Origin of the sequence: Frateuria flava (genome assembly GCF_017837635.1) — a bacterium.
GTDB classification, from domain to species: Bacteria; Pseudomonadota; Gammaproteobacteria; order Xanthomonadales; family Rhodanobacteraceae; genus Frateuria_A; species Frateuria_A flava.
The window spans coordinates 1-22,876 of the sequence record NZ_JAGJRS010000022.1 but is presented as its reverse complement, the minus strand read 5'-3'; the positions used below and the strand labels follow the sequence as shown (position 1 = coordinate 22,876).

Annotated in this window: 18 protein-coding genes; 6 read left to right on the top strand and 12 right to left on the bottom strand. The window is 68.2% G+C overall.

Annotated elements, in window-relative coordinates; translation table 11 throughout:
- Nucleotides 1-338 precede the first annotated feature (338 nt).
- Nucleotides 339-3,179, top strand: a complete 2,841-nt coding sequence (gene rapA, locus J7I44_RS12050; RefSeq protein WP_209620992.1) for an RNA polymerase-associated protein RapA — start codon at nucleotides 339-341, stop codon at nucleotides 3,177-3,179.
- A gap of 308 nt (nucleotides 3,180-3,487) precedes the next feature.
- On the top strand, nucleotides 3,488-4,180 hold the full coding sequence (locus tag J7I44_RS12045; RefSeq protein WP_209620990.1) for an aspartate/glutamate racemase family protein: 693 nt from the start codon (nucleotides 3,488-3,490) through the stop codon (nucleotides 4,178-4,180).
- Nucleotides 4,181-4,263: 83 nt separating this feature from the next.
- Here J7I44_RS12045 and J7I44_RS12040 read toward each other — a convergent pair whose 3' ends face one another.
- The 5 genes from J7I44_RS12040 to J7I44_RS12020 all read right to left on the bottom strand — a co-directional run bounded on the left by J7I44_RS12040 (nucleotide 4,264) and on the right by J7I44_RS12020 (nucleotide 9,542).
- A complete protein-coding gene (locus J7I44_RS12040; protein WP_209620987.1) occupies nucleotides 4,264-5,625 on the bottom strand; it encodes an amino acid permease in 1,362 nt (453 codons plus the stop codon).
- A gap of 25 nt (nucleotides 5,626-5,650) precedes the next feature.
- Nucleotides 5,651-6,301, bottom strand: coding sequence for a rhomboid family intramembrane serine protease (locus J7I44_RS12035; protein WP_209620985.1), 651 nt, complete (start codon nucleotides 6,299-6,301; stop codon nucleotides 5,651-5,653).
- 271 nt (nucleotides 6,302-6,572) lie between these two features.
- Nucleotides 6,573-7,199, bottom strand: a complete 627-nt coding sequence (locus J7I44_RS12030; protein WP_209620983.1) for a C40 family peptidase — start codon at nucleotides 7,197-7,199, stop codon at nucleotides 6,573-6,575.
- A gap of 212 nt (nucleotides 7,200-7,411) precedes the next feature.
- Nucleotides 7,412-8,104, bottom strand: a complete 693-nt coding sequence (locus tag J7I44_RS12025) for a YggS family pyridoxal phosphate-dependent enzyme (protein WP_209620981.1) — start codon at nucleotides 8,102-8,104, stop codon at nucleotides 7,412-7,414.
- Nucleotides 8,105-8,108: 4 nt separating this feature from the next.
- The gene (locus J7I44_RS12020; RefSeq protein ID WP_209620979.1) at nucleotides 8,109-9,542 is read right to left on the bottom strand and encodes a M20 family metallopeptidase; all 1,434 of its coding nucleotides are present in this window, start codon (nucleotides 9,540-9,542) and stop codon (nucleotides 8,109-8,111) included.
- A gap of 219 nt (nucleotides 9,543-9,761) precedes the next feature.
- Here J7I44_RS12020 and J7I44_RS12015 point away from each other — a divergent pair, with 219 nt between their 5' ends.
- From J7I44_RS12015 to J7I44_RS12005, 3 genes are all read left to right on the top strand, one after another.
- Nucleotides 9,762-10,106, top strand: coding sequence for a ComEA family DNA-binding protein (locus tag J7I44_RS12015; RefSeq protein WP_209620975.1), 345 nt, complete (start codon nucleotides 9,762-9,764; stop codon nucleotides 10,104-10,106).
- A 252-nt stretch (nucleotides 10,107-10,358) separates the two neighbouring features.
- The gene (locus J7I44_RS12010) at nucleotides 10,359-10,811 is read left to right on the top strand and encodes an SET domain-containing protein-lysine N-methyltransferase (RefSeq protein WP_209620972.1); all 453 of its coding nucleotides are present in this window, start codon (nucleotides 10,359-10,361) and stop codon (nucleotides 10,809-10,811) included.
- 19 nt (nucleotides 10,812-10,830) lie between these two features.
- Entirely contained in the window at nucleotides 10,831-11,370 is a 540-nt protein-coding gene (locus J7I44_RS12005) for a GNAT family N-acetyltransferase (RefSeq protein ID WP_209620970.1), read from the top strand.
- Nucleotides 11,371-11,534: 164 nt separating this feature from the next.
- Here J7I44_RS12005 and motB read toward each other — a convergent pair whose 3' ends face one another.
- The 7 genes from motB to queA all read right to left on the bottom strand — a co-directional run bounded on the left by motB (nucleotide 11,535) and on the right by queA (nucleotide 19,835).
- Nucleotides 11,535-12,608, bottom strand: a complete 1,074-nt coding sequence (gene motB / locus J7I44_RS12000) for a flagellar motor protein MotB (protein WP_209620967.1) — start codon at nucleotides 12,606-12,608, stop codon at nucleotides 11,535-11,537.
- Nucleotides 12,605-13,474, bottom strand: a complete 870-nt coding sequence (motA, locus tag J7I44_RS11995) for a flagellar motor stator protein MotA (protein ID WP_209620964.1) — start codon at nucleotides 13,472-13,474, stop codon at nucleotides 12,605-12,607. The genes motB and motA overlap by 4 nt, the downstream gene beginning before the upstream one ends.
- A 478-nt stretch (nucleotides 13,475-13,952) precedes the next feature.
- Entirely contained in the window at nucleotides 13,953-14,927 is a 975-nt protein-coding gene (secF, locus tag J7I44_RS11990; protein ID WP_209620961.1) for a protein translocase subunit SecF, read from the bottom strand.
- Nucleotides 14,928-14,942: 15 nt separating this feature from the next.
- A complete protein-coding gene (gene secD, locus J7I44_RS11985; RefSeq protein WP_209620958.1) occupies nucleotides 14,943-16,823 on the bottom strand; it encodes a protein translocase subunit SecD in 1,881 nt (626 codons plus the stop codon).
- Nucleotides 16,824-16,902: 79 nt separating this feature from the next.
- The gene (yajC, locus tag J7I44_RS11980; RefSeq protein WP_245188142.1) at nucleotides 16,903-17,235 is read right to left on the bottom strand and encodes a preprotein translocase subunit YajC; all 333 of its coding nucleotides are present in this window, start codon (nucleotides 17,233-17,235) and stop codon (nucleotides 16,903-16,905) included.
- Between the two features lie 296 nt (nucleotides 17,236-17,531).
- On the bottom strand, nucleotides 17,532-18,656 hold the full coding sequence (gene tgt, locus J7I44_RS11975) for a tRNA guanosine(34) transglycosylase Tgt (protein WP_209620955.1): 1,125 nt from the start codon (nucleotides 18,654-18,656) through the stop codon (nucleotides 17,532-17,534).
- 150 nt (nucleotides 18,657-18,806) lie between these two features.
- Nucleotides 18,807-19,835, bottom strand: a complete 1,029-nt coding sequence (queA, locus tag J7I44_RS11970; protein ID WP_209620953.1) for a tRNA preQ1(34) S-adenosylmethionine ribosyltransferase-isomerase QueA — start codon at nucleotides 19,833-19,835, stop codon at nucleotides 18,807-18,809.
- A gap of 208 nt (nucleotides 19,836-20,043) precedes the next feature.
- Between queA and J7I44_RS11965 the strand changes: the two genes are divergently transcribed.
- The gene (locus tag J7I44_RS11965; RefSeq protein ID WP_209620951.1) at nucleotides 20,044-22,032 is read left to right on the top strand and encodes an acetyl-CoA carboxylase biotin carboxylase subunit; all 1,989 of its coding nucleotides are present in this window, start codon (nucleotides 20,044-20,046) and stop codon (nucleotides 22,030-22,032) included.
- Nucleotides 22,033-22,876: the final 844 nt, after the last annotated feature.

Here is a 22,876-nt window from a genome sequence, read left to right as displayed (position 1 = left end):
TGCCTGACGCAAAGGCCGCCCGTGCCAATCCACGGCAGCTCGCCGGCGTCCCCCTCCAACCTCACGCCGGCCCGAAACCACACCTCAGCCCCCACACCGAGTCCTTCCCCCGCGCGCGGGGGAAGGTGCCGACAGGCGGATGGGGGCAACCGGAGCGCGATGCCTGGTTCTTGCCGGACCCTGTTTGCCCGGACGAAGCACGCCACTTCACCGCAAGACTTCCACGCCCTCCGGGAACCTGCCGCCCAGGCAGCGGAAGGATCGAGCGCGCGCGAAGGTTCCCTCTACACGGCCGGGAGCGGATAATCGGCGCCCCTTCATGCAACCTCGGCAGCACGATGTTCGTACCTGGTCAACGCTGGATCTCCACCGCCGAACCCGAACTGGGCCTGGGCACCGTCCTTCGGGTGGAGGGTCGCGGCGTGCAGGTACTGTTCGCCAAGGCCGGCGTGCTGCGCCCCTACGCGATCGATTCGGCGCCGCTGGTGCGCGCCGAGTTCCGCCCCGGCCAGCGCGTCGCCGGCAAGGGGCTGGCCTTTCTGGTCGAGCGGGTGGAGATCAAGGAAGACCTGCTGATCTACCGCGGCGAAGGCCGCGAGCTGCACGAAGGCCAGCTGGACGACGAACAGAGCGTGAGCCAGGCCGATGACCGCCTGGTCGGTGGCCGCACCGACACCGTGGCGCAATTCGACCTGCGCCTGGAAGGCCTGCGCCGCCGCGCCCAGGCGCGCCGCTCGCCGACCTGGGGCCTGGATGCGGCACGCATTGGCCTGGTGCCGCACCAGCTGCGCGTGGCCGGCATCGCCTCCTCGCGCCGCCCGCCGCGCGTCCTGCTGGCCGACGAGGTCGGCCTGGGCAAGACCATCGAGGCGGGCATGATCCTTTCCCGCCAGCTCGCCACCGGCCGCGCCTCGCGCGTGCTGGTGCTGCTGCCGGACACGCTGGTCTACCAGTGGTTCGTGGAACTGCTGCGCCGCTTCAATCTGAGCTTCGCGATCTACGACGAGGAACGCTGCGAAGCGCTGGAGCAATCCGGCGACGGCAGCAACCCGTTCGACGACGAGCAACTGGTCATCGCGGACTTCCGCTTCCTGGAGGACAACCCCAGGCGCGCCCGGCAACTGCAGGAAACCCACTGGGACCTGCTGATCGTCGACGAAGCGCACCACCTGGCGTGGACGCCCGAGGCCGCCAGCCCCCGCTACACGCTGGTCGAGCAGCTGGCCGCGAAGACGCCTGGCGTGATCCTGCTGACCGCCACGCCCGAGCAGCTTGGCCGCAGCGGCCACTTCGCCCGCCTCCGCCTGCTCGATCCGCAGCGCTACCATGACCTGGACGTCTATCTGTCCGAAGCGGAGCGCTTTCAGGCCCTTTCGCCGATCGCCGACCGCCTGCAGTCGGGCGAGGCGCTCGATGACGCACAACGTGCCACGCTGCGCGATATCTTCGCCGGCGACGCCGGCCTGCTCGCGCTGCTGGAAGACACTACCCGCCCGGCCGCGGCGCGCGAGCTGCTCGACGCGCTGATCGACCGCCACGGCACCGGCCGCGCGATGTTCCGCAACCGCCGCGCCGGCATCGGCGGCTTCCCGCGACGCGTGCCCGAGTGGCAGCTGATCGACGCGGACACGCTCGACGAAAACGCGCGCCAGGCGCTGCTGGCCGAGTTCCACGCCGACATCCAGCAGCCTGCCCCGGCGCTTGAACTGGACTACGCCAGCGACCCGCGCCTGGACGCCCTGGTCGCCCTGCTCGACGCCCACCCGCAGGACAAGTTCCTGCTGATCTGCCGCAGCCAGGCCAAGGTGCTCGCGCTGGAGGAAGCCCTGCGCACCCGCACCGGCGCCGGTATCGCCCGCTTCCATGAGGGGCTGGGCATCGTGCAGCGCGACCGCAACGCAGCCTATTTCGCGCAACCGGACGGCGCCCGCCTGCTGTTGTGCTCCGAGATCGGGTCCGAAGGGCGCAACTTCCAGTTCGCGCACCGGCTCATCCTGTGGGACCTGCCGCTGGACCCGGATCTGCTCGAACAGCGCATCGGCCGCCTGGACCGCATCGGGCAGACCCACGACATCGCCATCCACATCCTCGCCGTGCAGGACAGCGCGCAGCACGTCCTCGCGCGCTGGTACGACGAGGGCATCGACGCCTTCCGCTCCAGCCCCGCCGACGGCCGCGAACTGCTGCGCCGCTACGGCGAGCCGCTGGTGCAACTGGCCGAAGAGCACGCGCGCAACGCCGACAGCCGCGACCAGGAGCTGGACGCGCTGATCGCCGACACCCGTGCCACCCACGAGGAACTGGCCGCGCTGATCCGCGCCGGCCGCGACCACCTGCTCGAGCTGGCCGCCAGCCGCGACCCGCATGCGGACGAACTGGGCCAGGCGTTCCGCCGCGAGGATGTCGATCCCGCGCGCGACGCCTACGTGCAGCGCCTGCTGGAAGCCTTCGGCATCCACGCCGAGGAACTGGGCGGCAAGGTGCTGCTGCTCGACCCGCAGTACCTTTCCACCGACGCGCTGCCCGGCTTCGCCGAAGGCCCGGTCTCGGCCACCTTCGCCCGCGAGGTGGCGCTGGCGCGCGAGGAGCTGCCGCTGCTGCGCTTCGATCATCCGCTGGTGCAGGGCGCGCTGGACCTGGCGCTGTCGGGCGAACAGGGCAACGCAGCCTTCATGGTCGACGACGCGCTGCCGCCGCGCAGCGCGCTGCTGCAGGCGGTGTTCCTGCTCGAATGCGTGGCTGACCGCGCGCTCGACGCCGAACGCTTCCTGCCCGCGCTGCCGCTGGTGGTCACCATCGATACGCGCCTGGCCGAACGCGCCGGCTTCGAGCCCAGCGAGGCGGCGGTGCGCAAGGCGGCCGACCGCAACATCGAGGTGCCGCGTTACCGCAAGTTCCTCGCCAAGCTGGTGCCGCCGATGCTGGAGAAGGCCGAGGCGATCGCGGGAGAGCGCGCGCAAGAGCACATCGCCGACGCCGTGGCCCAGGCCACCGCGGAGCTGGACGCGGAGCTGTCGCGCCTGCGCGCGCTGCGCGAGGTGAACCCGTCGATCAACCCGGCCGAGATCGCGACGCTCGAGGTGGAGCGACAGGCCTTGCTGACCGCCCTGCCGCAGTCGCGGCTGCGACTGGACGCGGTGCGCTTCGTGGCCAGTCCGGATTTCCTGGCGTTGCGTTGATCTATCGGGTTTCCGGCAAGGCTTCCCCCATCCGCCCTTCGGGCACCTTCCCCCGTGAACGGGGGAAGGATCGGGTGTCGCACGCCGAGCCCCCGCCTGGATACCCCAGGCGCGAACGCCGTGATCGCATGCTGCACGCGTGAGCCTCTCAGGCCGGATGCTGCATGCGTGAGCCTTCCCCCGTTTACGGGGGAAGGTGCCGACAGGCGGATGGGGGCGACCGGAGCGTCATCGCCCTCGGCCACGTTGAGCTGCCGCCCGCTTCGCCCCACACTCAACGGCCCGCATCGTCACATCCGGAAAAAACCATGCGCACCATCGGCCTGATCGGCGGCATGAGCTGGGAATCGACCGTCGAGTACTACCGTCTGATCAATCGTGGCGTCCGCGATCGCCTGGGCCCGCTGCATTCCGCACGCCTGCTGCTCGATAGCCTGGACTTCTCGGTCATCGCCGCCTGCCAGCGCGAAGGCGACTGGGACGGTGCTGGCACGCTGCTGGCCGAGTCAGCGCGTCGCCTGCAATCCGGGGGTGCCGATTGCATCCTCATCGGCGCGAACACCATGCACATCGTGGCGGACACCGTCGCAGCCGCCACCCCGCTGCCGCTGATCCACATCGTGGACGCGACCGCCCGCGCGATCCGCGCGCAGGAGCTTGATACCGTGCTGCTGCTCGGGACCGCCTTCACCATGGAACAGCCATTCTTCCGCGAGCGCATGGAACGCGACCACGGCGTGCAGTGCCTCGTACCCGAGCCCGCGGAGCGGGCCGAGCTGCACCGGGTGATCTACGACGAACTTTGCGCCGGGCAGTTCCGCCCGCAGGCACGGGACGACCTGCTGCGCCTCATGGCGGATGGCACCCGCGCCGGCGCCCAGGGCGCGATTCTCGGTTGCACCGAACTGGGCCTGTTGCTCGGCGAAGCCGACGCGGGGGTACCGGTGTTCGACACCGCCGCGCTGCATGCCGCCGCGGCGGTGGCGTTCGCGCTCGGCTGATCGTTGGGGCGGGCTTAAGCCCTCCGTGCCCGCAAGTTTGCCGGTGGGCTGACGCCCCCCCTACGCCGGGTGCAACGACCTTTTCAGACCGCCACCAGCGCCGAGCGCATGCGGCGGCCAATGCCGAAACCCCAGTACGCGACGGTCAGCAAGGCCACCCAGCCGGCGCCCACGTAAAGCGCCACGCGCGTGTCGGGGCTGTAGCCGAGCATCACCAGCACGAATAGCAGGAAGGCCAGCGCCAGGATGCTGGAGAACGGCCACAACCGCAGCCGGAACGGCAGCGGCTCAGGCTGGCGGCGATGGAAGCGCCAGTGCGCCACCAGCACCGTGCCCCAGGTCCACACGGTGTTGAACGCCAGGATCGACATGATCATGCCGAAAATGCGCTCGGGCACCAGGTAGTTCATCAGCACGCCGAGCAGCAGGAAGAAGATCGTCACCATCACGCCGCGTACCGGCACGCCGCTGGTGCTCAGGTACCCCATCGCCGCCGGCGCCTGGCCCTTGGTCGCCAGGCTGTGCAGCATGCGGCTGCCGCTGAAGGTGGTCGAGTTGAAGCTCGACAGCGCCGCGGTGATCACCACGAAGTTGATCAGCCCGGCCGCCTGCGGAATCCCCAGTTTGGCGAAGGTGGTGACGAACGGGCTGCCCCGCGTGCCCAGCTCGTTCCACGGATAGATCGCCATGATCACGAACAGCGAGCCGATATAGAAGATCAGAATGCGCCAGATCACCGAGTTGACCGCCTTGGGGATCGTGCGCTCCGGATGCGCCGCCTCGGCCGCGGCCATGCCGATCGTCTCGATGCCGCCAAAGGAGAACACCAGTACCGGCAGCGCCAGCACCATGCCGGTGAAGCCGTTGGGGAACCAGCCACCGTGCGTCCACAGGTTGGAGATGCCGACCGGTTGCCCACCGTTGCCCCAACCAAACCAGATGATCCCGAAGCCGCCCAGGATCATCAGCACCACGGTCAGCACCTTGATCAGCGCGAACCAGAATTCCATCTCGCCGTAGACCTTCACCGCCATCAGGTTGAGGCCGCCGATCATGACCACGGAGGCGAACGCCCAGATCCACTGCGGCAGCTCGGGGAACCAGTCCTTCATGTAGATGCCCACCGCCGTGCTCTCGGCGATGCCCACGCCCATCATCAGCACCCAGTAGTTCCAGCCGGTCAGGTAGCCGGCGAACGGGCCCAGGTACTTGTGCGCGTAGGCGCTGAAGGAGCCGGCGATCGGCTCGTGCGCGGCCATCTCACCCAGCGCGCGCATGATCACGAAGATCATCGCGCCGCCAAACAGGTAGGCGATCAGCACCGACGGTCCGGCCAGCTTGATGGTGCTGGCCGAGCCCAGGAACAGGCCCGCACCGATGCACATGCCCAGAGCCATGAAGGTGATGTGGCGCGGCGTGAGCTGCCGCTGCAGTTGGTCGCTCATGTGGTGCCCGTCAGGAGAAAAAAGGTCAGCGCATCAACCGGCGCTTGGGCTTGATCGGCAGTCGCCCGCGCCAGTATTCGATCAGCACATAGCCACCCAGCATGCCACCCAGGTGCGCGAAATGGGCCACGCCGGCTTGCGTGCCGGTCACGCCCAGGAACAACTCGATCACGGCGTAACCCGTGACAAACAGCCAGGCCGGCATCGGTACGGGCAGGAAGATCAGCATCATCTTCTCGTGCGGGAACATCATGCCGAAGGCCAGCAGCAACCCGAAGATCGCACCGGAGGCGCCCAGCGTGGGATAGAAGCCGTGGGTAAACCACTGCACCACCACCAGTTGCGCCAGCGCCGCCACGATCAGGCAGACGAAGTAGTAGAGCAGGAACTCGCGACCGCCGAACAGCCGCTCGATCGGGCCGCCGAACATGTAGAGCGCGAGCATGTTGAAGGCGATGTGCTCGAAGCCGCCGTGCATGAAGGCATAGCTGACCAGCTGCCACGGGCGGAAGCCGATCGCGACCATGCCGTCGGGCGTGGGCAGGAAATGGTCCGGACCCCACGGCCACAGCGCGAAGTGCATCACGAGCACGTCCCCCAGCAGCATCTGCAGCAGGTAGACCGCGACGTTGGCGATGAGCAGGTTGCGGGTGACGGGCGGGAGCTGGAAAGGCATGGGCAATCCGATGGGGACCTCGTGAGGGTAACGCAAACACGACCGCACGATGACCACGCGGGCGTGGAGCTTGAGGCCCGTGATCCGGCCTCGGCCTGCGGCCTGCGCTCAACACGAACGGTTTCTTCGGCGGCCGTAGCTACGTTCCACACGACCGTTCGCCCTGAGCGTCGGCCGCAGGCCGAAGTCGAAGGTGCCGCCGCTCACCTGTCCCATGAAAAAAGGCCGCCTGTTGGCGGCCCGACTGCGGAAACCCCCGTGGCGTTTCCCTTCAACCGTTCTGCGCGATGCCCTCGGGACGGCGCGCACCGGCGAACCGCTTGGCCCAGTAGGCCTCGTCGAGGCTGGAGACCTCCACCGACTTGCCCGCCGAGGGCGAGTGGATGAAGCGGCCGTTGTCCAGGTAGATGCCCACGTGCGAGATGCGCTTCTTGCCGCGGGTGTGGAAGAACACCAGGTCGCCCGGCTGCATGTCGCCGCGCTTGACCTTGACGCCGGCGAGGAACTGCCGCGCCGAATTGGCCGGCAGGTTCAGGCCGATCGCATGGGCGAAGACATAGCGGACGAAGCCGCTGCAATCGAAGCCGGTCGCCGGCGAACGTCCGCCGCGGACGTAGCGCACGTCGCGCAACTGCATCGCCAACGCGACCAACGACTGACGCAAGCGGGCAGCCTCGTCGACCGGGCCGCTCTCGTTCGACTGGTCGGGCGCCAGCGCGGCCGGATCGGCCGGCAGCGTGGCCTGGGCCAGCGCAGGCGCCAGGCTGGCCAGCGGCAACGGGGCCAGCAGCGGCGCGATGGCGGGGGCGGCGACCGTGCGTTCGGCGGCATGCGCAGGCGCGATCGCAAGCAACGCGGCAAACAGGGCGGCGGTTGCGATCAGGCGCTGGCAGGGCATGCAGGAAAATCCCTTTGCAGGTCGGGGTTTGGCCGGGCCGCCGTGGCGGTTTGGCGAGGGACCGACGTTAGCAAACGGTTTCCGGCCGGATGTTCGATTGACGTTAACTAGACCCTGGCGTTTCGAAACGTTCACACAGGCGTGTGACAGGGAGCACAGGAGCCAGGCGGGTCCCTTTTAGAACGCACCGGTGCGCGCCTACAGGAGAGGGTTCAGCGACGCCCAAAGATCGCCGTGCCGATGCGCACCTCGGTTGCGCCCTCGGCGATTGCCAACGGGAAATCCCCGCTCATACCCATCGACAGGCGCGGCAGCGCATGCCCCCGCCGCACTGCGGCGTCGCGCAGTTCGCGCAACAGGCGAAAACAGGCGCGCACGGCCTCGGCATCATCCGACTGTACGGCCATGGTCATCAGCCCGCGCACGCGCAAGGTGGGGTAATCGCGCAGGCGGTCGAGGAAGGCCGGCAGCTCATCCGGCGCCAGGCCATGCTTGCTTTCCTCCGGCGAGGTCTTGACCTGGACCAGCACGTCCAGGGTGCGGCCTTCGACCTTCAGGCGCCGGTGCAAGGCGTCGGCCAGCTCCAGCCGGTCGAGCGACTGTACCTCGCTGGCCAGCCGCGCCACGTCCCTGGCCTTGTTGGTCTGCAGGTGGCCGATCAGCGCCCAATCGAGCGGCAGATCGGCCAGCGCGGCGGTCTTCTCGCGCAATTCCTGCACCTTGTTCTCGCCGAAGCGGGACAGGCCCAGCGCCGCCGCCTCGCGCACCACTTCGGGCGGGAAAGTCTTGCTGACCGGGAGGATGGCCACGTCCGCCGGGTCACGGCCGGCCGCGCGGCAGGCCGCGTCCACGCGCGCGCGGACCTCGGCCCAGCGCGCGGCGAGCGTGTCGGTCGCCTCGCCCATCGTCTCAGCCCTTTTTGGCCTGCTCACCGTGGCGGGCGATCACCTCGGCCACCACCATGCTCACCTTCTTGCCGGTCGGAATGTGCAGGAACTCGTTCGGACCATGCGCGTTGGAATGCGGGCCCAGCACGCCGGTGATCAGGAACTGCGCCTGCGGGAACTTCTCGCCCAGCATGCCCATGAACGGGATCGAGCCGCCCTCGCCCATGTAGGCCGCCGGCGCGCCGAAGTAGTGCTCGGACGCCTCGGCCACGGCCCGCTCCAGCCAGGCCGACAGCTGCGGCGCGTTCCAGCCGCTACCGTCCTTCTCCAGCTTGAAGGTGACCTTGGCGCCGTAGGGCGGGTCCTTTTCGAGCAGTTCCTTGAGGAACTTGCCCGCCTTGGCGCCGTTGAGGGTCGGCGGCACGCGCAGGCTCAACTTGACCGCGGTGAACGGACGCAGCACGTTGCCCGCGCTTTCCAGCGCCGGCATGCCGCCCACCCCGGTCACCGCCAGCTGCGGCCGCCAGGTGCGGTTGAGCACCAACTCCACCAGATCCTTGGTCACCGGCTGCATGCCGTCGACGAACGGGAACTTGTCGTACACCGCCTCCCCCAGCACCTCAGTGGAGCGGCGAGCCTGCTCGATGCGTTGCGGCGGAATCTCCACGTACAGCTCCTCCGGCTTGATCGTGCCGGTGGCCGGATCCTCCAGCCGCGAGAGGATCTCGCGCAGGACACGGAAGCTCGACGGCACCACGCCCGAGGCATCGCCCGAGTGCACACCCTCTTCCAGCACCTGCACGGTCAGCTCGCCGCCGGTCATGCCGCGCAGCGAGGTGGTCAGCCAGAGCTGGTCGTAGTTGCCGCAGCCCGAGTCCAGGCAGACCACCAGCGACGGGCTGCCGATGCGTGCAGCCAGGTGGTCCACGTAGTGCGGCAGGTCGTAGCTGCCGGACTCTTCGCAGGCCTCGATCATAATCACGCAACGCGCGTGCTGCACCTTCTGCTCGGCCAGCGCCAGCAGGGCAGAGAGCGAGCCGAACATCGCGTAGCCGTCGTCGGCGCCGCCGCGGCCGTAGAGCTTGTCGCCCTTGATCACCGGCGTCCACGGGCCCAGACCCTCGGCCCAGCCGGTCATCTCCGGCTGCTTGTCGAGGTGGCCGTACAGCACCACGGTGTCATCGCAACCGGGCAGCGTGGCCGGTACGTCGATGTATATAAGCGGAGTGCGTCCGGGCAGGCGCACGACCTCGAGCGTGGCGCCCTGGAGCGAGGCCAGCTTGCCGTGCGCCCAGCGCTCCAGCAGGGCCACCGCCTGGTCCATATAGCCATGCTCGGCCCACTTCGCGTCGAACATCGGCGACTTGTTGGGGATGCGGATGTACTCGACGAGCTGGGGCACGATCTCGTCATCCCACAAGCCACCGATGAAGCCGGACAGGCGCGCGGTATCCATGGGCGTGACTCCTTAAATGCATACGGGTGATCCGCGCAGTGTACCAGCGGCGCCGGACGGGCCCGTCACGGCCCACACGGCGTCGGGCATGGCCCACAGCCGCGGACGATGCAACCTGCCCGGACGCAACGCATCCGGCCGACTGCCCCCGGCGCCGGCCGCGGCCACACTTGCCGCACGGCAACGGTGCCGTCCAACGCATCCCAGGGAGGGAAACCCATGCAGTCGAAGTTCCGCAAACTGCTCGCCGCACTGGTCGTCGCGGCCTCGTTCGCGTTGCCGGCGTTCGCCGCCACGCCGGTAAACATCAACAAGGCCGACGCCGCGACCATCGCCAAGTCGCTGGACGGCATCGGCCAGTCCAAGGCGCAGGCCATCGTAGCCTGGCGCCAGGCGCACGGCCCGTTCAAGCGGGTGGAAGACCTGGCCCAGGTCAAGGGCATCGGCAAGGGCACGCTCGAGCGCAACCACGATGCCATCCGCTTCAGCGGCGACCTGCCGCCGCCGAAGGCGACCCCGAAAAAGAGCGCTCACCACAAGACCGCGTCGACCGCCAAGAGCTGATCGGCGGCCGGCCTCCCCGCTCTCCCGGGCAGGCCCGTGGAGCCGGTTGGGGAGGGAAAGGTCTTCGTCCCCCCGCAGACCCACCTCTCCCCAACCAACCTTGGGAGCGCGGAGCGCTCCTCCAGCCATGGCAGTGGCAGGTCACCGCCCAGGGACGGGCACCTGGTGGCCTCTTTCTAGCGGCTGATGGCACCACCGGTGCCGCGTCGCGCTTGCGCTACACTCGCGCGCTTTCCACGCCACCTATCTGCCATGATCCTTCCGCGCTACCGCATTGCCGCCTCCACCATCGGCGGCGCCGGCAAGGGCCTGTTCCTGGACGAGGACGTGGCCGCCGGGCGCATCGTCACCGCGCCGGACGCGATCGATCGCACCTGGAGCGCGGCCGATCTGGTCGCCCGGCCCGAGATGGCCTACGCCAGCGCGCGCTGGTTCGAGGACCGCTACACGCTCTCGCCCGAATGGCCCGACGAGTGCTACATCAACCACAGCTTCGAACCTACCGGCCTGTGGCATCTGGGCTTTGTGTTCGCGCTGGTCGACCTGCCGGCCGGTACCGAGCTCACCGTGGACTATCGGCACCTGCTGCCACCGGGAGAGGCCGAGGACTTTATCGACAGCGCCACCGGTGAGAAGATCGTCGGGTACGAATGGGCTGAAAGCCTGGCCTCAAGTACGCGTGCGCTGAGCCGATTGCTCAGGTAACGGCTGCTGTACGACCACGATGCCAACGATTCCCACCCTTGAAACCCCGCGCCTGCGCCTGACCGCGCTGGCGGCGCGCCACTTCGACGAGTACGCCGCCATGCTCGCCGACCCCGACAGCACCCGCTGGATCGGTGACGGGCAGCCGCTGGACCGCACCGGCGCCTGGCGCTCGCTGGCCATGCTGCTGGGGCATTGGGAGCTGCGGGGCTGCGGCATGTGGGCGCTGGAACTGAAGGACACGGGGCAGTTCGTCGGCCGTGCCGGCCTGATGTATCCGGAGGGCTGGCCGGCGCTGGAACTGGGTTGGATGCTCAAGCCGGAGTTCCGCCACCACGGCTACGCCACCGAGGCCGGCCATGCCATCCTGGAGTTTGCCTGGAACCGGTTGCACGCGGCACGCGTGATCAGCCTGGTGCGCATCGGCAACGAGGCTTCCGATCGCGTGGCCGAGCGGCTGGGCGGCGAGCACATCGAGGACATGGATTTCTGCGGCAGCACGAACCACGTGTTCGCCTACTACCCGCCCATGCGCGAATCGCGCCGGGCCTGGGCCTGACCGGGCACTGCCGGGCAGACTGACACCCGCCTGTTACGCACGCCTTTGCCTTGCCGGCCTCGCCGATCGCGCAGGGGCGGGATGCGTGTGCCAGGACATTGCCCACGTGTGGGCTCCCGACAGGAAACCGTGGGCACTCGGCCCTGGATTCCTCCGGCGAAAGCTCAGCGGCCGGCCGGCCGCAGCGTCGGCGGCACCGGCAGCGCCGTGGCGGCCATCGGCGCTGCCTGCAAGGCATCCGCCGCCGGCAAGGCTCCAGCCGGTAGCACTGACGCGGGAACCGCGTCGGGCATCGGCGCAAGCGGCGCCTGTACCGCCGCCGTCGGCTGCGCCTTGTCCTGGGCGGGTCGGCTGTCGACCACGTCCTGCGACAGCGCCGCGGCCTCGGCTTCCCTGGTCATCACGATGATGCTGATGCGCCGGTTGATCGGATTATCCGGATGCGTCTTGTCCAGCGGCACCGAGGCGGCCAAGCCGACCACGCGGGCGGGCTTGCCCTTGTCCATGCCGCCGGCCAGCAGTGCGCGCCGGGCCGCGTTGGCGCGATCCGTGGAGAGTTCCCAATTGCTGTAGTCGCGCTCGTCAGCGTACGGCGCGTCGTCCGTATGGCCGGTAATGCTGATGCGGTTGGGCACGCGATTGATGAAGGTACCCAGCTCGGCGAGGATCGCGCGGGTGTAGTCCTTCAGTTGCGCGCTGCCAAGGTCGAACATCGGCCGGTTGAGCTTGTCGACGATCTGGATGCGCAGGCCCTCGGACGTAATGTCCAGCAACAGCTGGTCCTTGAACGGCGCCAACGCCTGGCTGTTCTGGATCGCCGCGTGCAGTTGCTGCATCAGCTCCTGCAGGCGCGCCCGCTCCTGCTCACGTGCGCGTTTTTCGATGGCTTCCTTGGATGCGGGCGCGGACGGGCCGTTGTGGTGGTCCTTGCCGGGCCCGTGCGAGAGGTCCATCGCCCCACCGAGCTGGATGGCCGCGTCGCTCGCACCACCGGGGCCCATGCGGCCCGGCGGCGCCACCGTGGCGTTGCCCGGCGTCATGCTGGGGTTTTTGAAATACTCGGAAATGGCGGCCTTCTGCTCGCGCGTGCCGGCGCCCAGGATCCACATCACCAGGAAGAAGGCCATCATCGCCGTGACGAAGTCGGCGTAGGCCACCTTCCAGGCACCGCCATGGTGGCCGTGCGCCTGTTTCTTCACCCGCTTGATGATGATCGGCGGGCCGGCTCCTTCGCTCATGCGCCGGCTCCGGCGCGGGCGCCCTTGAGGTGGTCCTCCAGATCCTGGAAATTCGGCCGCGCGTGCGCCGAGAGAACCTTGCGCGCGAACTCGACCGACACTTTCGGGTTGTAGCCGCGCAGATTGGCCAGCAGCGCCACCTTGACGCACTCGAACGCCTTGCCGTCCTCGCGCACGCGGCTTTCCATCGCCGCCGCGACCGGCCCAATGAAGCCGTAGCAGAGCAGGATGCCCAGGAAGGTGCCCACCAGCGCGCCGGCGATGTGTTCGCCGATGCGCGAGGTATCGCCACCCAGGTTGGACATCGTCGTAACGATGCCGAGGACCGCCGCGACGATGCCGAAGCCCGGCAGCGCGTCCGCCATCTTGGCCACCGCCTGCGCAGGCGCTTCGGCCTCGTGGTGGTGGTTTTCGACCTCGGCGTCCAGCAACGCCTCCAGTTCGTGCGCCTCCATGCTGCCGCCGACGATCAGGCGCAGGCAGTCGGTAATGAATTCGACCAGATGGTGCTCGCGCAGCAGGCGCGGGTAAGCGGAGAACACCGCGCTCGATTGCGGATCCTCGATGTGCGATTCCATACCCAGTACGCCTTCCTTGCGCATGACGCCGAAAATGTCGTACAGCAGCGCCAGCAGGTCCACGTAGTCCTGCTTCTTGTAGTTCGGCCCCTTCACCAGCGCAGCTGCTTCGCGCAGCGACGCCTTGACCACCTTGCTGGAATTGGCCGTCAGAAAGGCGCCGATCGCACCCCCGAAGATGATCAGCAGCTCATACGGCTGCCACAGCGCCATCAGCTGTCCATGCGACATCACATAGCCGCCGAGCACGCAGCCGATGACGACCAACGTTCCTACCAGAACCAGCATTTCCTACTCCGGGGCGCGCGCCGCCTTGCGATCACCTCGGGTTATCGGTCGACCGGGGGAAAAATTGAACGGCTGCAGCTGCGCAAGGGATCACTGTTGCCGGACGTTTCGGGACGTTTCCGCCCGGCCGAGCCCGTTCCCGCTTCCTGATGAGCCGAGATCCAGCCAATGACCCGGACTCCTCGATCTTCGCGGCGTCATGCCCGCGAAAGCGGGAGGTGCCTCACCAGCCAATGCTGGTCATCCTTCCTTGCCTCAGGGAGCCGGAGCCAACGGATTCCCGCTTCCGTGGGAATGACGTCCGTTGAGGCGCTCGAGCCCCCTGAGACTCGGCGCTGACCCGACCGCGGGGTGCCGATTCGTCGCGCGGCCATCGGCCCGGCGGCACGGATGCCCGCAGATGCACGGGGGCAACGGCGCCGCAGGCCACAAAAAAAGCCCGGCACAAGGCCGGGCTTCTTTGCGGGGGACAGGCGTCTCAAGGCCGCCGTGCAAGCTCCGGGTTGTCCTTGGTCTGCGGCATCAGGTCCTTCTTGGACACGCCCAGCCACAGCAGGATCGGGCTGGCCACAAAGATCGAGGACAGCGTACCCACCACGATGCCGATCAGCATGGTGATCGCGAAGCCATGCACCTGCGGACCGCCGAAGAAGTACAGCGCCGCCATGGTGATGCCGGTGAACAACGAAGTGATGATGGTGCGCGACAGTGTGGTGTTGATCGACCGGTTGAGGATCTCCTCCGGATCGGCCTTGCGGGCCAGGCGGAACAGCTCACGGATGCGGTCGAACACCACCACCTTATCGTTGATCGAGTAACCGATCACCGCCAGCACCGAGGCCAGCACGGTCAGGTCGAACTCGCGCTGCACCAGCGAGATCACGCCCAGCGTCACCAGCGTGTCGTGCACCTCGGTCAGCAACGCGGCGATCGCAAAGCGACGCTCGAAGCGGATCCACAGGTACACGCCAATGCCGATGATCACGAAGATCGCCGCGATCGAACCGTCGCTCTTGAGCTCGTCACCCACCTGCGGGCTGACGAAGCTGTGGCTGGCTTCCACCGCGTCCGGACGCTCCTTCTTGAGTGCAGCCATGACGGCGGCAGCCACCTTGTCGGCACGCGCCGAGGCGCCTTCGCCCGGAGCGGCCGCGCCATCCTTGCCGTCGGTCTTCGGCTGCAGGCGGATCAGCACCTGGCGTGAACCGCCCAGGCTCTGCACCACCGGGTTCTCGATGCCGGCCTCGTCCAGCGCCTTGCGTACGTCGCCGATGTCGATCGTGCGGTCGTACTTGACCTCGACCGAGATGCCGCCGGTGAAGTCCAAACCGTAATTGAGACCGCGGGTGAGCAGCAGGCCCACAGAGGCGATCATCAGCAGCGCCGCGATGACGATGCTGATCTTGCGCCAGTGCAGGAAGGGGACGTTGCTGTTGTGATTGAAGATTTCCATTGCGCGTCCCGCCCCTTACACCGAAAGGGTCTTGAGCTTGCGGTTGCCGTGGATCAGCGCGGTGATCGCGTGGGTCACGGTGACCGAGGTGAACATCGAAGTCAGGATGCCGATCAGCAGCGTCACGCCGAAGCCCTTGATCGGGCCCGAGCCCATGGTGGTGAGCGCCAGCGCCGCGATCAGGTGGGTGACGTTGGCGTCCAGGATGGTCGACCAGGCCTTGTCGTAACCGGCGCGGATGGCCGCGTGCGGACTGGAGCCGTTGCGCAGTTCCTCACGCACGCGCTCGCAGATCAGCACGTTGGCGTCGATCGCCATGCCCAGCGTCAGCACGATGCCCGCGATGCCCGGCATGGTCAGGGTCACCCCGATCATCGACATTACCGCGACCAGGATCACCAGGTTGAAGAACAGCGCGATGTCGGCCACCAGGCCGAACAGGTGGTAGTAGATGGCCGCAGCCAGCAGCACGAGGCCCAGGCCCAGCAGCACCGCGCGCAGGCCCTTCTCGATGTTGTCCTGGCCCATGCTCGGGCCGATCACCGACTGCGAGGCGATGTTCATCGGCGCGGCCAGCGAGCCACCCTTGAGCAGCAACGCCAGCTCGGAGGCTTCCTTGGGACTGTTCAGGCCGGTGGTCTGGAACTGCTTGCCGAACACGCCCTGGATGGTCGCGTCGCTGATGACCTCCTGGGTGGTGTGCGGGATGTGCACTTCCTTGCCGTCGACGATCTTGGTGTCGTAGACGGTTTCGACGTACACCACCGCCATCGGCTTGCCGACATTGGCGCTGGTGAAGTCGAGCATCTTCTTGGCACCGGAGGCGCTGAGGGTCACGTCCACCTTGGGCGTGCCGCTCTGCTGGTCCACGCCGGAAGCGGCGTCGACCAGTTCGTCGCCGGTGGCGATGATGCGCTTGGAGACCAGCACCGGCCGGTTCGTGCCGCGCTCGTAGTAGAGGTTGGCGTCCGGCGGCACGTTGCCGGTGCGCGCGGCCTCGACGGCGCGCGGGTCGCCCGGATAGCCGATGCCGGCGCGGTATTCCAGCGTGGCGATGGCGCCGATCACCTTCTTCGCCTCGGCCGGGTTCTGCACGCCGGCCAGTTCCACCACGATCTGGTCTTCGCCCTGCTGCTGGATCAGCGGCTCGGACACGCCCAGCGCGTTGATGCGGTTGCGCAGCGTGGCGGTGTTCTGGCGGATGGTGGCCAGCGCGAGCTCGCGCAGCTTCTCCGGCTTGACCGTGGCGGTGAGCAGGAACCGGTCACCGGTGTTGGCGCCGTCCTGCACCAGCAGGTCCGGGTACTCGGTGGCGATCGCATCGGTGGCGGCGCTGCGGTCGGCTGCCGAACGCAGCACCACGCTGATGCCTTGCCCACGCTGGGCGTTGCGAGTCACCGACTCGTAGCGGATGTTCTTCTCGCGCAGCAGGCTGCGGATGTCGTCGGCGTAGCGCTCTTCCTGCTTGTCGACCACCGCGTTCTGGTCCACCGCCATCAGGAAGTGCACGCCGCCCTGCAGGTCCAGGCCCAGCGGCATCGAGTTGGCGTGGATGGCGCGCAGCCAGCCCGGCACGGTCGAGGCGAGGTTGAGCGCGACGGTGTAGTTGTCGCCCAGCGCGCCCTTGATGACGTCGGCGGCCTTGGCCTGCACGTCGGCGTTGGGGAAGTCGGCCACCAGGTGGTCGCCCTCGATCGCCAGCCCGCTGTAGGCGACCTTTTGCGCCGTCAGCGCGTCGGCGACCTTCTGCTTGATTGAGGCATCGAGCGGCGCGCCGTGGGTGGCGAGCACCTGCACCGACGGTACCGGCGGGAAGGCGTTGGGCAGCGCGTAGATGATGCCGAACAGCAATACCAACGCGACCAGCGCGTATTTCCAGCGTGGAAAGTCACTCATGCCTGGGAAGCCCGTTTCTCGTTACTTCGAAGGCCGCGGCCCCTGAAGCCGCGGCGGATGGCCTTGGCTGGCCAGGATGTCAGGACGACTTCAGCGTGCCCTTGGGCAGCACCTGGGAAATGGCGCCCTTCTGCAGCTTGATCTTGACGTTCGGCGCGATCTCGACGGTCAGGAAGCTCTCGCCCACCTCGTCCACGCGCCCGGCGATACCGCCGTTGCTGACCACTTCGTCCCCCTTGGCCAGCGCCGAGACCATGTTGCGATGTTCCTTCTGGCGCTTCATCTGGGGGCGAATCATCAGGAAGTAGAAGATCACGAACAGCGCGATCAGCGGCAGGAAGCTGAAAAGCGGGTTGCCCGGCGCGGCGGCGGGAGCGGCCTGGGCGATCACGAGGGACATCGGGAGGCTCATCGTTTCATCCTGCAAGTAGCGGCGCGGACAGGAATTTCCGTTCCACGCCAGAAAAAAGGTCTTGGATTATGCCATGCACCCCAAGGGCATGCACGGCGGCTTCACGCGTCCCTGCATGGCGATGCGGACCCGGGTTTGCAAGCGGCACGCCTTGGTAAACCTCGCCGACGGGAAGTTCCCGCCCCGCGCCATCACCCTGCCGCAGCGCCGCCGTACGCGACGGCCGACGCGGTGGCACCGCGGAGGCTCCCGGCGTGCCGCCATGGCAGTCGCGCACAGGCGCTCCTGCAAGGAGGCTAGGCCGCGGCGACCTGGCGGCGCGCGTAGAACCCGGCAACGAAATCGTCAAGCGCCCCCGCGGCGATCGCCTCGCGCAACCCCGCCATCAGCCGCTGGTAATGGCGCAGGTTGTGGTGCGTGGCCAGTTGGCTGGCAAGTATCTCGTTGCAGCGATCCAGGTGGCGCAGGTAGGCGCGCGAGAAGCCGTTGGCGCAGGCATAGCAGTCGCAGCCTTCCTCGATCACCCGGGTGTCGTCGGCGTACTTGGCGTTGCGGATGCGCAGGGTGCCTTCGGGCACGAACAGGAAGCCGTTGCGCGCGTTGCGCGTCGGCATCACGCAATCGAACATGTCGATGCCGCGCCGCACCGCCTCGACGATGTCCTCCGGCCGCCCCACGCCCATCAGGTAGCGCGGCTTGTCCGGCGGCAGCAGGCCCACCGTGAAGTCCAGCGTGTGATTGCGCTCGGCCTCCGGCTCGCCTACCGCCAGCCCGCCCACCGCATAGCCGTCGAAGCCGATGCCGACCAGGCCCTCCGCCGAGCGGCGGCGCAGCGGCTCGTACACGCCGCCCTGCACGATGCCGAACAGCGCGTTGGGGTTGTTCAGATCGTCGAAGGCGCGGCGCGAGCGCTCGGCCCAGCGCAGCGACATTTCCATCGAGTCGGCCGCCTGCTTCTCCGTTGCCGGATAGGGCGTGCATTCGTCGAAGATCATGGCGATGTCCGAGTCCAGCACCGTCTGGATCTTCATTGACACTTCGGGCGACAGGAACACCTTGGAGCCGTCCACTGGCGAGGCGAAGGTCACGCCCTCCTCGGCCAGCTTGCGCTTGTGCGCCAGCGAGAAGACCTGGAAGCCGCCGGAGTCGGTGAGGATCGGCTTGTCCCAGCCGATGAAGCGGTGCAGGCCACCGAACTTTTCGACGATCTGAAGCCCGGGACGCAGGTACAGGTGGAAAGTGTTGCCGAGAATGATCTCGGCGCCCAGTTCCGTAAGGTCGCGCGGGGTCATTGCCTTGACCGAGCCGTAGGTGCCCACGGGCATGAAGGCCGGGGTTTCGATGGTGCCGCGGGGGAAGGCCACGCGGCCGCGGCGGGCCGCGCCATCGCGGGCCAGCAGTTCGAAAGTCATGGAAGTCATCGCGGCATTATCGCATCGTCTGCACCCAGCCCCCCCCTCCGGGGAGAGGGCTGGTGAGGGGCGGTTCTTGCGGGAGAGGCTCACCGGTAGCGGGGCTCTGATGGCCCGCAACGCGAGCCCCGGCCCCTCACTCTCTCCCCGGAGAGGGAACTAGGCGCGCGGCAGGATCAGCATGGCATCGCCGTAGGAAAAGAAGCGGTAGCGCTCCCGCACCGCATGCCGGTACGCCTCCAGCACGAACTCCCGCCCGGCCAGCGCCGACACCAGCATCAGCAAGGTCGACTGGGGCAAGTGGAAGTTGGTGATCAAGCCATCGATGCTGGTGATGCGGTAGCCGGGGAAAATGAAGATCTGCGTCTCGCCCGCGAACGGATGCACCTGTCCGTCGAGGGTGGCGCTCTCCAGCGCCCGCACCACCGTCGTGCCCACCGCGATCACCCGACCGCCGGCGGCGCGCGTGCGGCGCATCTTCTCCACCAGCGCGGCGCCCACGTTGAGCCACTCGCGATGCATGGTGTGCTGATGGATGTCGTCCACCCGCACCGGCTGGAAGGTGCCGGCACCCACGTGCAACGTCACGTAGCCGGTGTCCACGCCCTGCTCCCGCAGGCGTTCGAGCAGCGGTTCGTCGAAATGCAGGCCCGCGGTCGGCGCCGCCACCGCGCCGGGTTCGCGGGCGTAGACGGTCTGGTAGCGCTCCAGGTCAGAGGCATCGGCATGGCGCTCGATGTACGGCGGCAGCGGCATCTCGCCCAGCCTCGCGAGCAGCTTCTCCAGCGGCTCGGGCGATTCGAAGCGCAGCCTGAAGAAGGCCCCGTCACGGCCCAGCACCGTGGCATGGCTGCCGTCCCCCAGCTCGATGCGGCCACCCTCCTTCGGCTTCTTGCTCACGCCCAGTTGCACGGTCGCCTCGTGCGCCCCGGTGACGCGCTCGATCAGGATCTCCACCGCGCCGCCGGATTCCTTGCGCCCATACAGCCGCGCCGGCAACACGCGGGTGTCGTTGAACACCAGCATGTCGCCGGCGCGAAGGAAGGACGGCAGGTCGCGGAACTGGCGGTCTTCCAGCACACGCGCCACCGGGTCCATCCAAAGCAGCCGGCTGGCCGAACGCTCCGGCAGCGGCGCCTGGGCGATCAGCTCGGGCGGGAGATCGAAATCGAAATCGGACTTCTTCAAAGCGGGCCTCGCAGGGCTTCTTGTAGGAGCGCCCTTGGGCGCGACCGCCGTCTTCCGGTCGCGCCCAAGGGCGCTCCTGCAGCAAAAGCCAGGCGGCGACCGGCAATCATAGCCCTCCGCAGCCGGCCCCGTGCTGCGCTGCGCATCGGCTACACACGGCATATCTGTTAATTTCGCGGGCTTTGCATCGGCTTGGGGACAACCCTGCATGTTCGAGCGCGTACTGATTGCCAACCGCGGCGAGATCGCCTGCCGCGTGATCCGCACCTGCCGCCGCCTGGGCATCCACACCGTCGCGGTGTATTCGGAGGCCGACAGGGACGCCCGGCACGTGCGCCTGGCCGACGAGGCCTGGCCGATCGGCGGCCCGCGCCCGGCTGACTCCTACCTGCGCGGCGACGCGATCCTCGAGGTGGCCAGGAAGGCGGGCGCGCAGGCGATCCACCCCGGCTACGGCTTCCTGTCGGAGAACACCGGCTTCGCGCGCGCCTGTGTCGAGGCCGGCGTCGTGTTCATCGGCCCCAGGCCCGAGAGCATCGACGCGATGGGCTCCAAGGCGGCCGCCAAGGCGCTGATGGAGAAGCACGCGGTCCCGCTCGTGCCCGGGTATCACGGCGAGAACCAGGACCCGGCGTTCCTCGCCGAGCAGGCGCGCAAGACCGGCTTCCCGCTGATGATCAAGGCCGCGGCCGGCGGTGGCGGCAAGGGCATGCGCATCGTGCGCGGCGAGGGCGAGTTCGCCGATGCGCTGGCCTCGGCCCAGCGCGAGGCGGCCAACGCCTTCGGCGACACGCGGGTGATCCTGGAACGCTACGTCGAACATCCGCGGCACATCGAGTTCCAGGTCTTCGGCGACACGCACGGCAATGTGATCCACCTGAATGAGCGCGAGTGCTCCTCGCAGCGTCGCTACCAGAAGGTGCTGGAGGAGACGCCCTCGCCCTTCCTCACCCCGGCGCGCCGCCAGGCGATGGGCGAGGCGGCGGTGGCGGCCGCCAGGGCAGTCGACTACGTCGGCGCCGGCACGGTGGAGTTCATCGTCGGCACCGATGGCGAGTTCTTCTTCATGGAGATGAACACGCGCCTGCAGGTCGAGCATCCGGTCACCGAGGAAACGTTGGGCCTGGACCTGGTCGAGTGGCAACTGCGCGTGGCCGCCGGCCAGCCGCTGCCGCTGAAGCAGGAGCAGATCCAGGCGCACGGCCACGCCATCGAGGTGCGACTGTACGCCGAGGACCCCGAACAGAACTTCCTGCCCGGCTCCGGCAAGCTGGTCCGCTTGCGCCTGCCGGCGCCGTCGAAGCACGTACGCATCGACGGTGGCGTGGTCGAAGGCGATACCGTCACCATCTTCTACGACCCAATGATCGCCAAGCTGGTCGTCCGGGACACCGAACGGCCCAAGGCGCTGGAGCGGCTGCGCGAAGCGCTGGCGCAGTGCGAGATCGTCGGCCCGAAGTCCAACATCGCCTTCCTCGAACGGCTGGCGCGCCACCCGTCCGTGGTCGAAGGAACCATCGACACCGGCTACCTGGACCGGCACCTGGACGAGTTCCTCGAAGGCGACGCGGCGCCGGCCGATCGCGTGTTGTTCGCTGCCGCCACCGCGGCGCTGCTGCAGGAAGAGCGCAGCGTGTCCGCCAGCGCCGCCGACCCGCACTCGCCCTGGGCCAGCGCCGACGCCTGGCGCATCGGCCACGCCGGCAAGCGCGTGGTGGCGCTGTCACTGCACGAGCAGCGCTACGAAGTCACGGCCCATGGGCAGGGGGGCGACTATCGACTGGAGCATGGCGAGGCGACCTGCGAGGTCCATGGCGCGCGCCTGGAACCCGACGCGCTGAGCGCCCGCTTCGATGGTGAGGCCCAGCGCCTGGGCGCGCGGGTCGACGACACCCGCGTGCTGCTGCACGACGCCGCCGGTCGCCGCTACCGCTTCGTGCGAGCTCCCGCCTTCGCCTGGGCCTCCACCGAGAGCGCCGGCGGCAACCAGGTCGTCGCACCGATGCCCGGGCGCATCGTGCTGGTCAAGGCGAAACCCGGCGACAACGTCGAGGAAGGCCAGGAGTTGCTTGTGATGGAGGCGATGAAGATGGAGCTGGCGCTAAAGGCCCCGCGTGCAGGCACCATCGAAAGCGTCAGCGCGACGCAGGGCGAGTTCGTCGAGGCGGACGCCGTGCTGGTGCGCTTCGAGGGCTGAAGATCTGCGCTCCCTCTCCGCTCAAGGCACCGCGTGGCGGCACCGTCGAGAGCCAGGGCGAGTTCATCGAAGGCAAAGCGGGCCGAACGCAGTCGAGAACTGAGGCGAGCGCGCTCTGCTCCCTCTCCCCTCCGGGGAGAGGGTTGGGGTGAGGGGCCGCTCTTGCGGGGAGCCCGGTCCAAAAGGGCTTTTCCAAGCCCGCCTCGCACCCGCAGCTTCCCCGCGAGCCCCGGCCCCTCACCCTGCCCTCTCCCCGGAGGGGAGAGGGTTCAAGAGCCAAGGCGAAACAAGGCGCCATCGAGGTCGCGTTGAAGATGGAACCTCCGCTCAAGGCACCTCGTGGCGGCACCGTCGAGAGCGTCAGCGCACCCCAGAGCGAGTTCATCGAGGCAAAGCGGGCCGAATGCGGTCGAGAACTGAGGCGAGCGCGCTCTGCTCCCTCTCCCCTCCGGGGAGAGGGTTGGGGTGAGGGGCCGCTCTTGCGGGGAGCCCCGGTCCAAGAGGGGCCTTTCTAACCCCCTGGCACCCGCAGCTTCCCCGCGAGCCCCGGCCCCTCACCCTGCCCTCTCCCCGGAGGGGAGAGGGTTCAAGAGCCAAGGCGAAACAAGGCGGCCATCGAGGTCGCGTTGAATGGAACCTCCGCTCAAGGCACCTCGTGGCGGCACCGTCGAGAGCGTCAGCGCACCCCAGGGCGAGTTCATCGAGGCAAAGCGGGCCGATGCGGTCGAGAGCTGAGGCAAGCGCGCTCTGCTCCCTCTCCCCTCCGGGGAGAGGGTTGGGGTGAAGTGGTCAAGTCTTTTTGGACACCGGATAGGAGCTAAGCCGCCATTGCATCAACGATGGC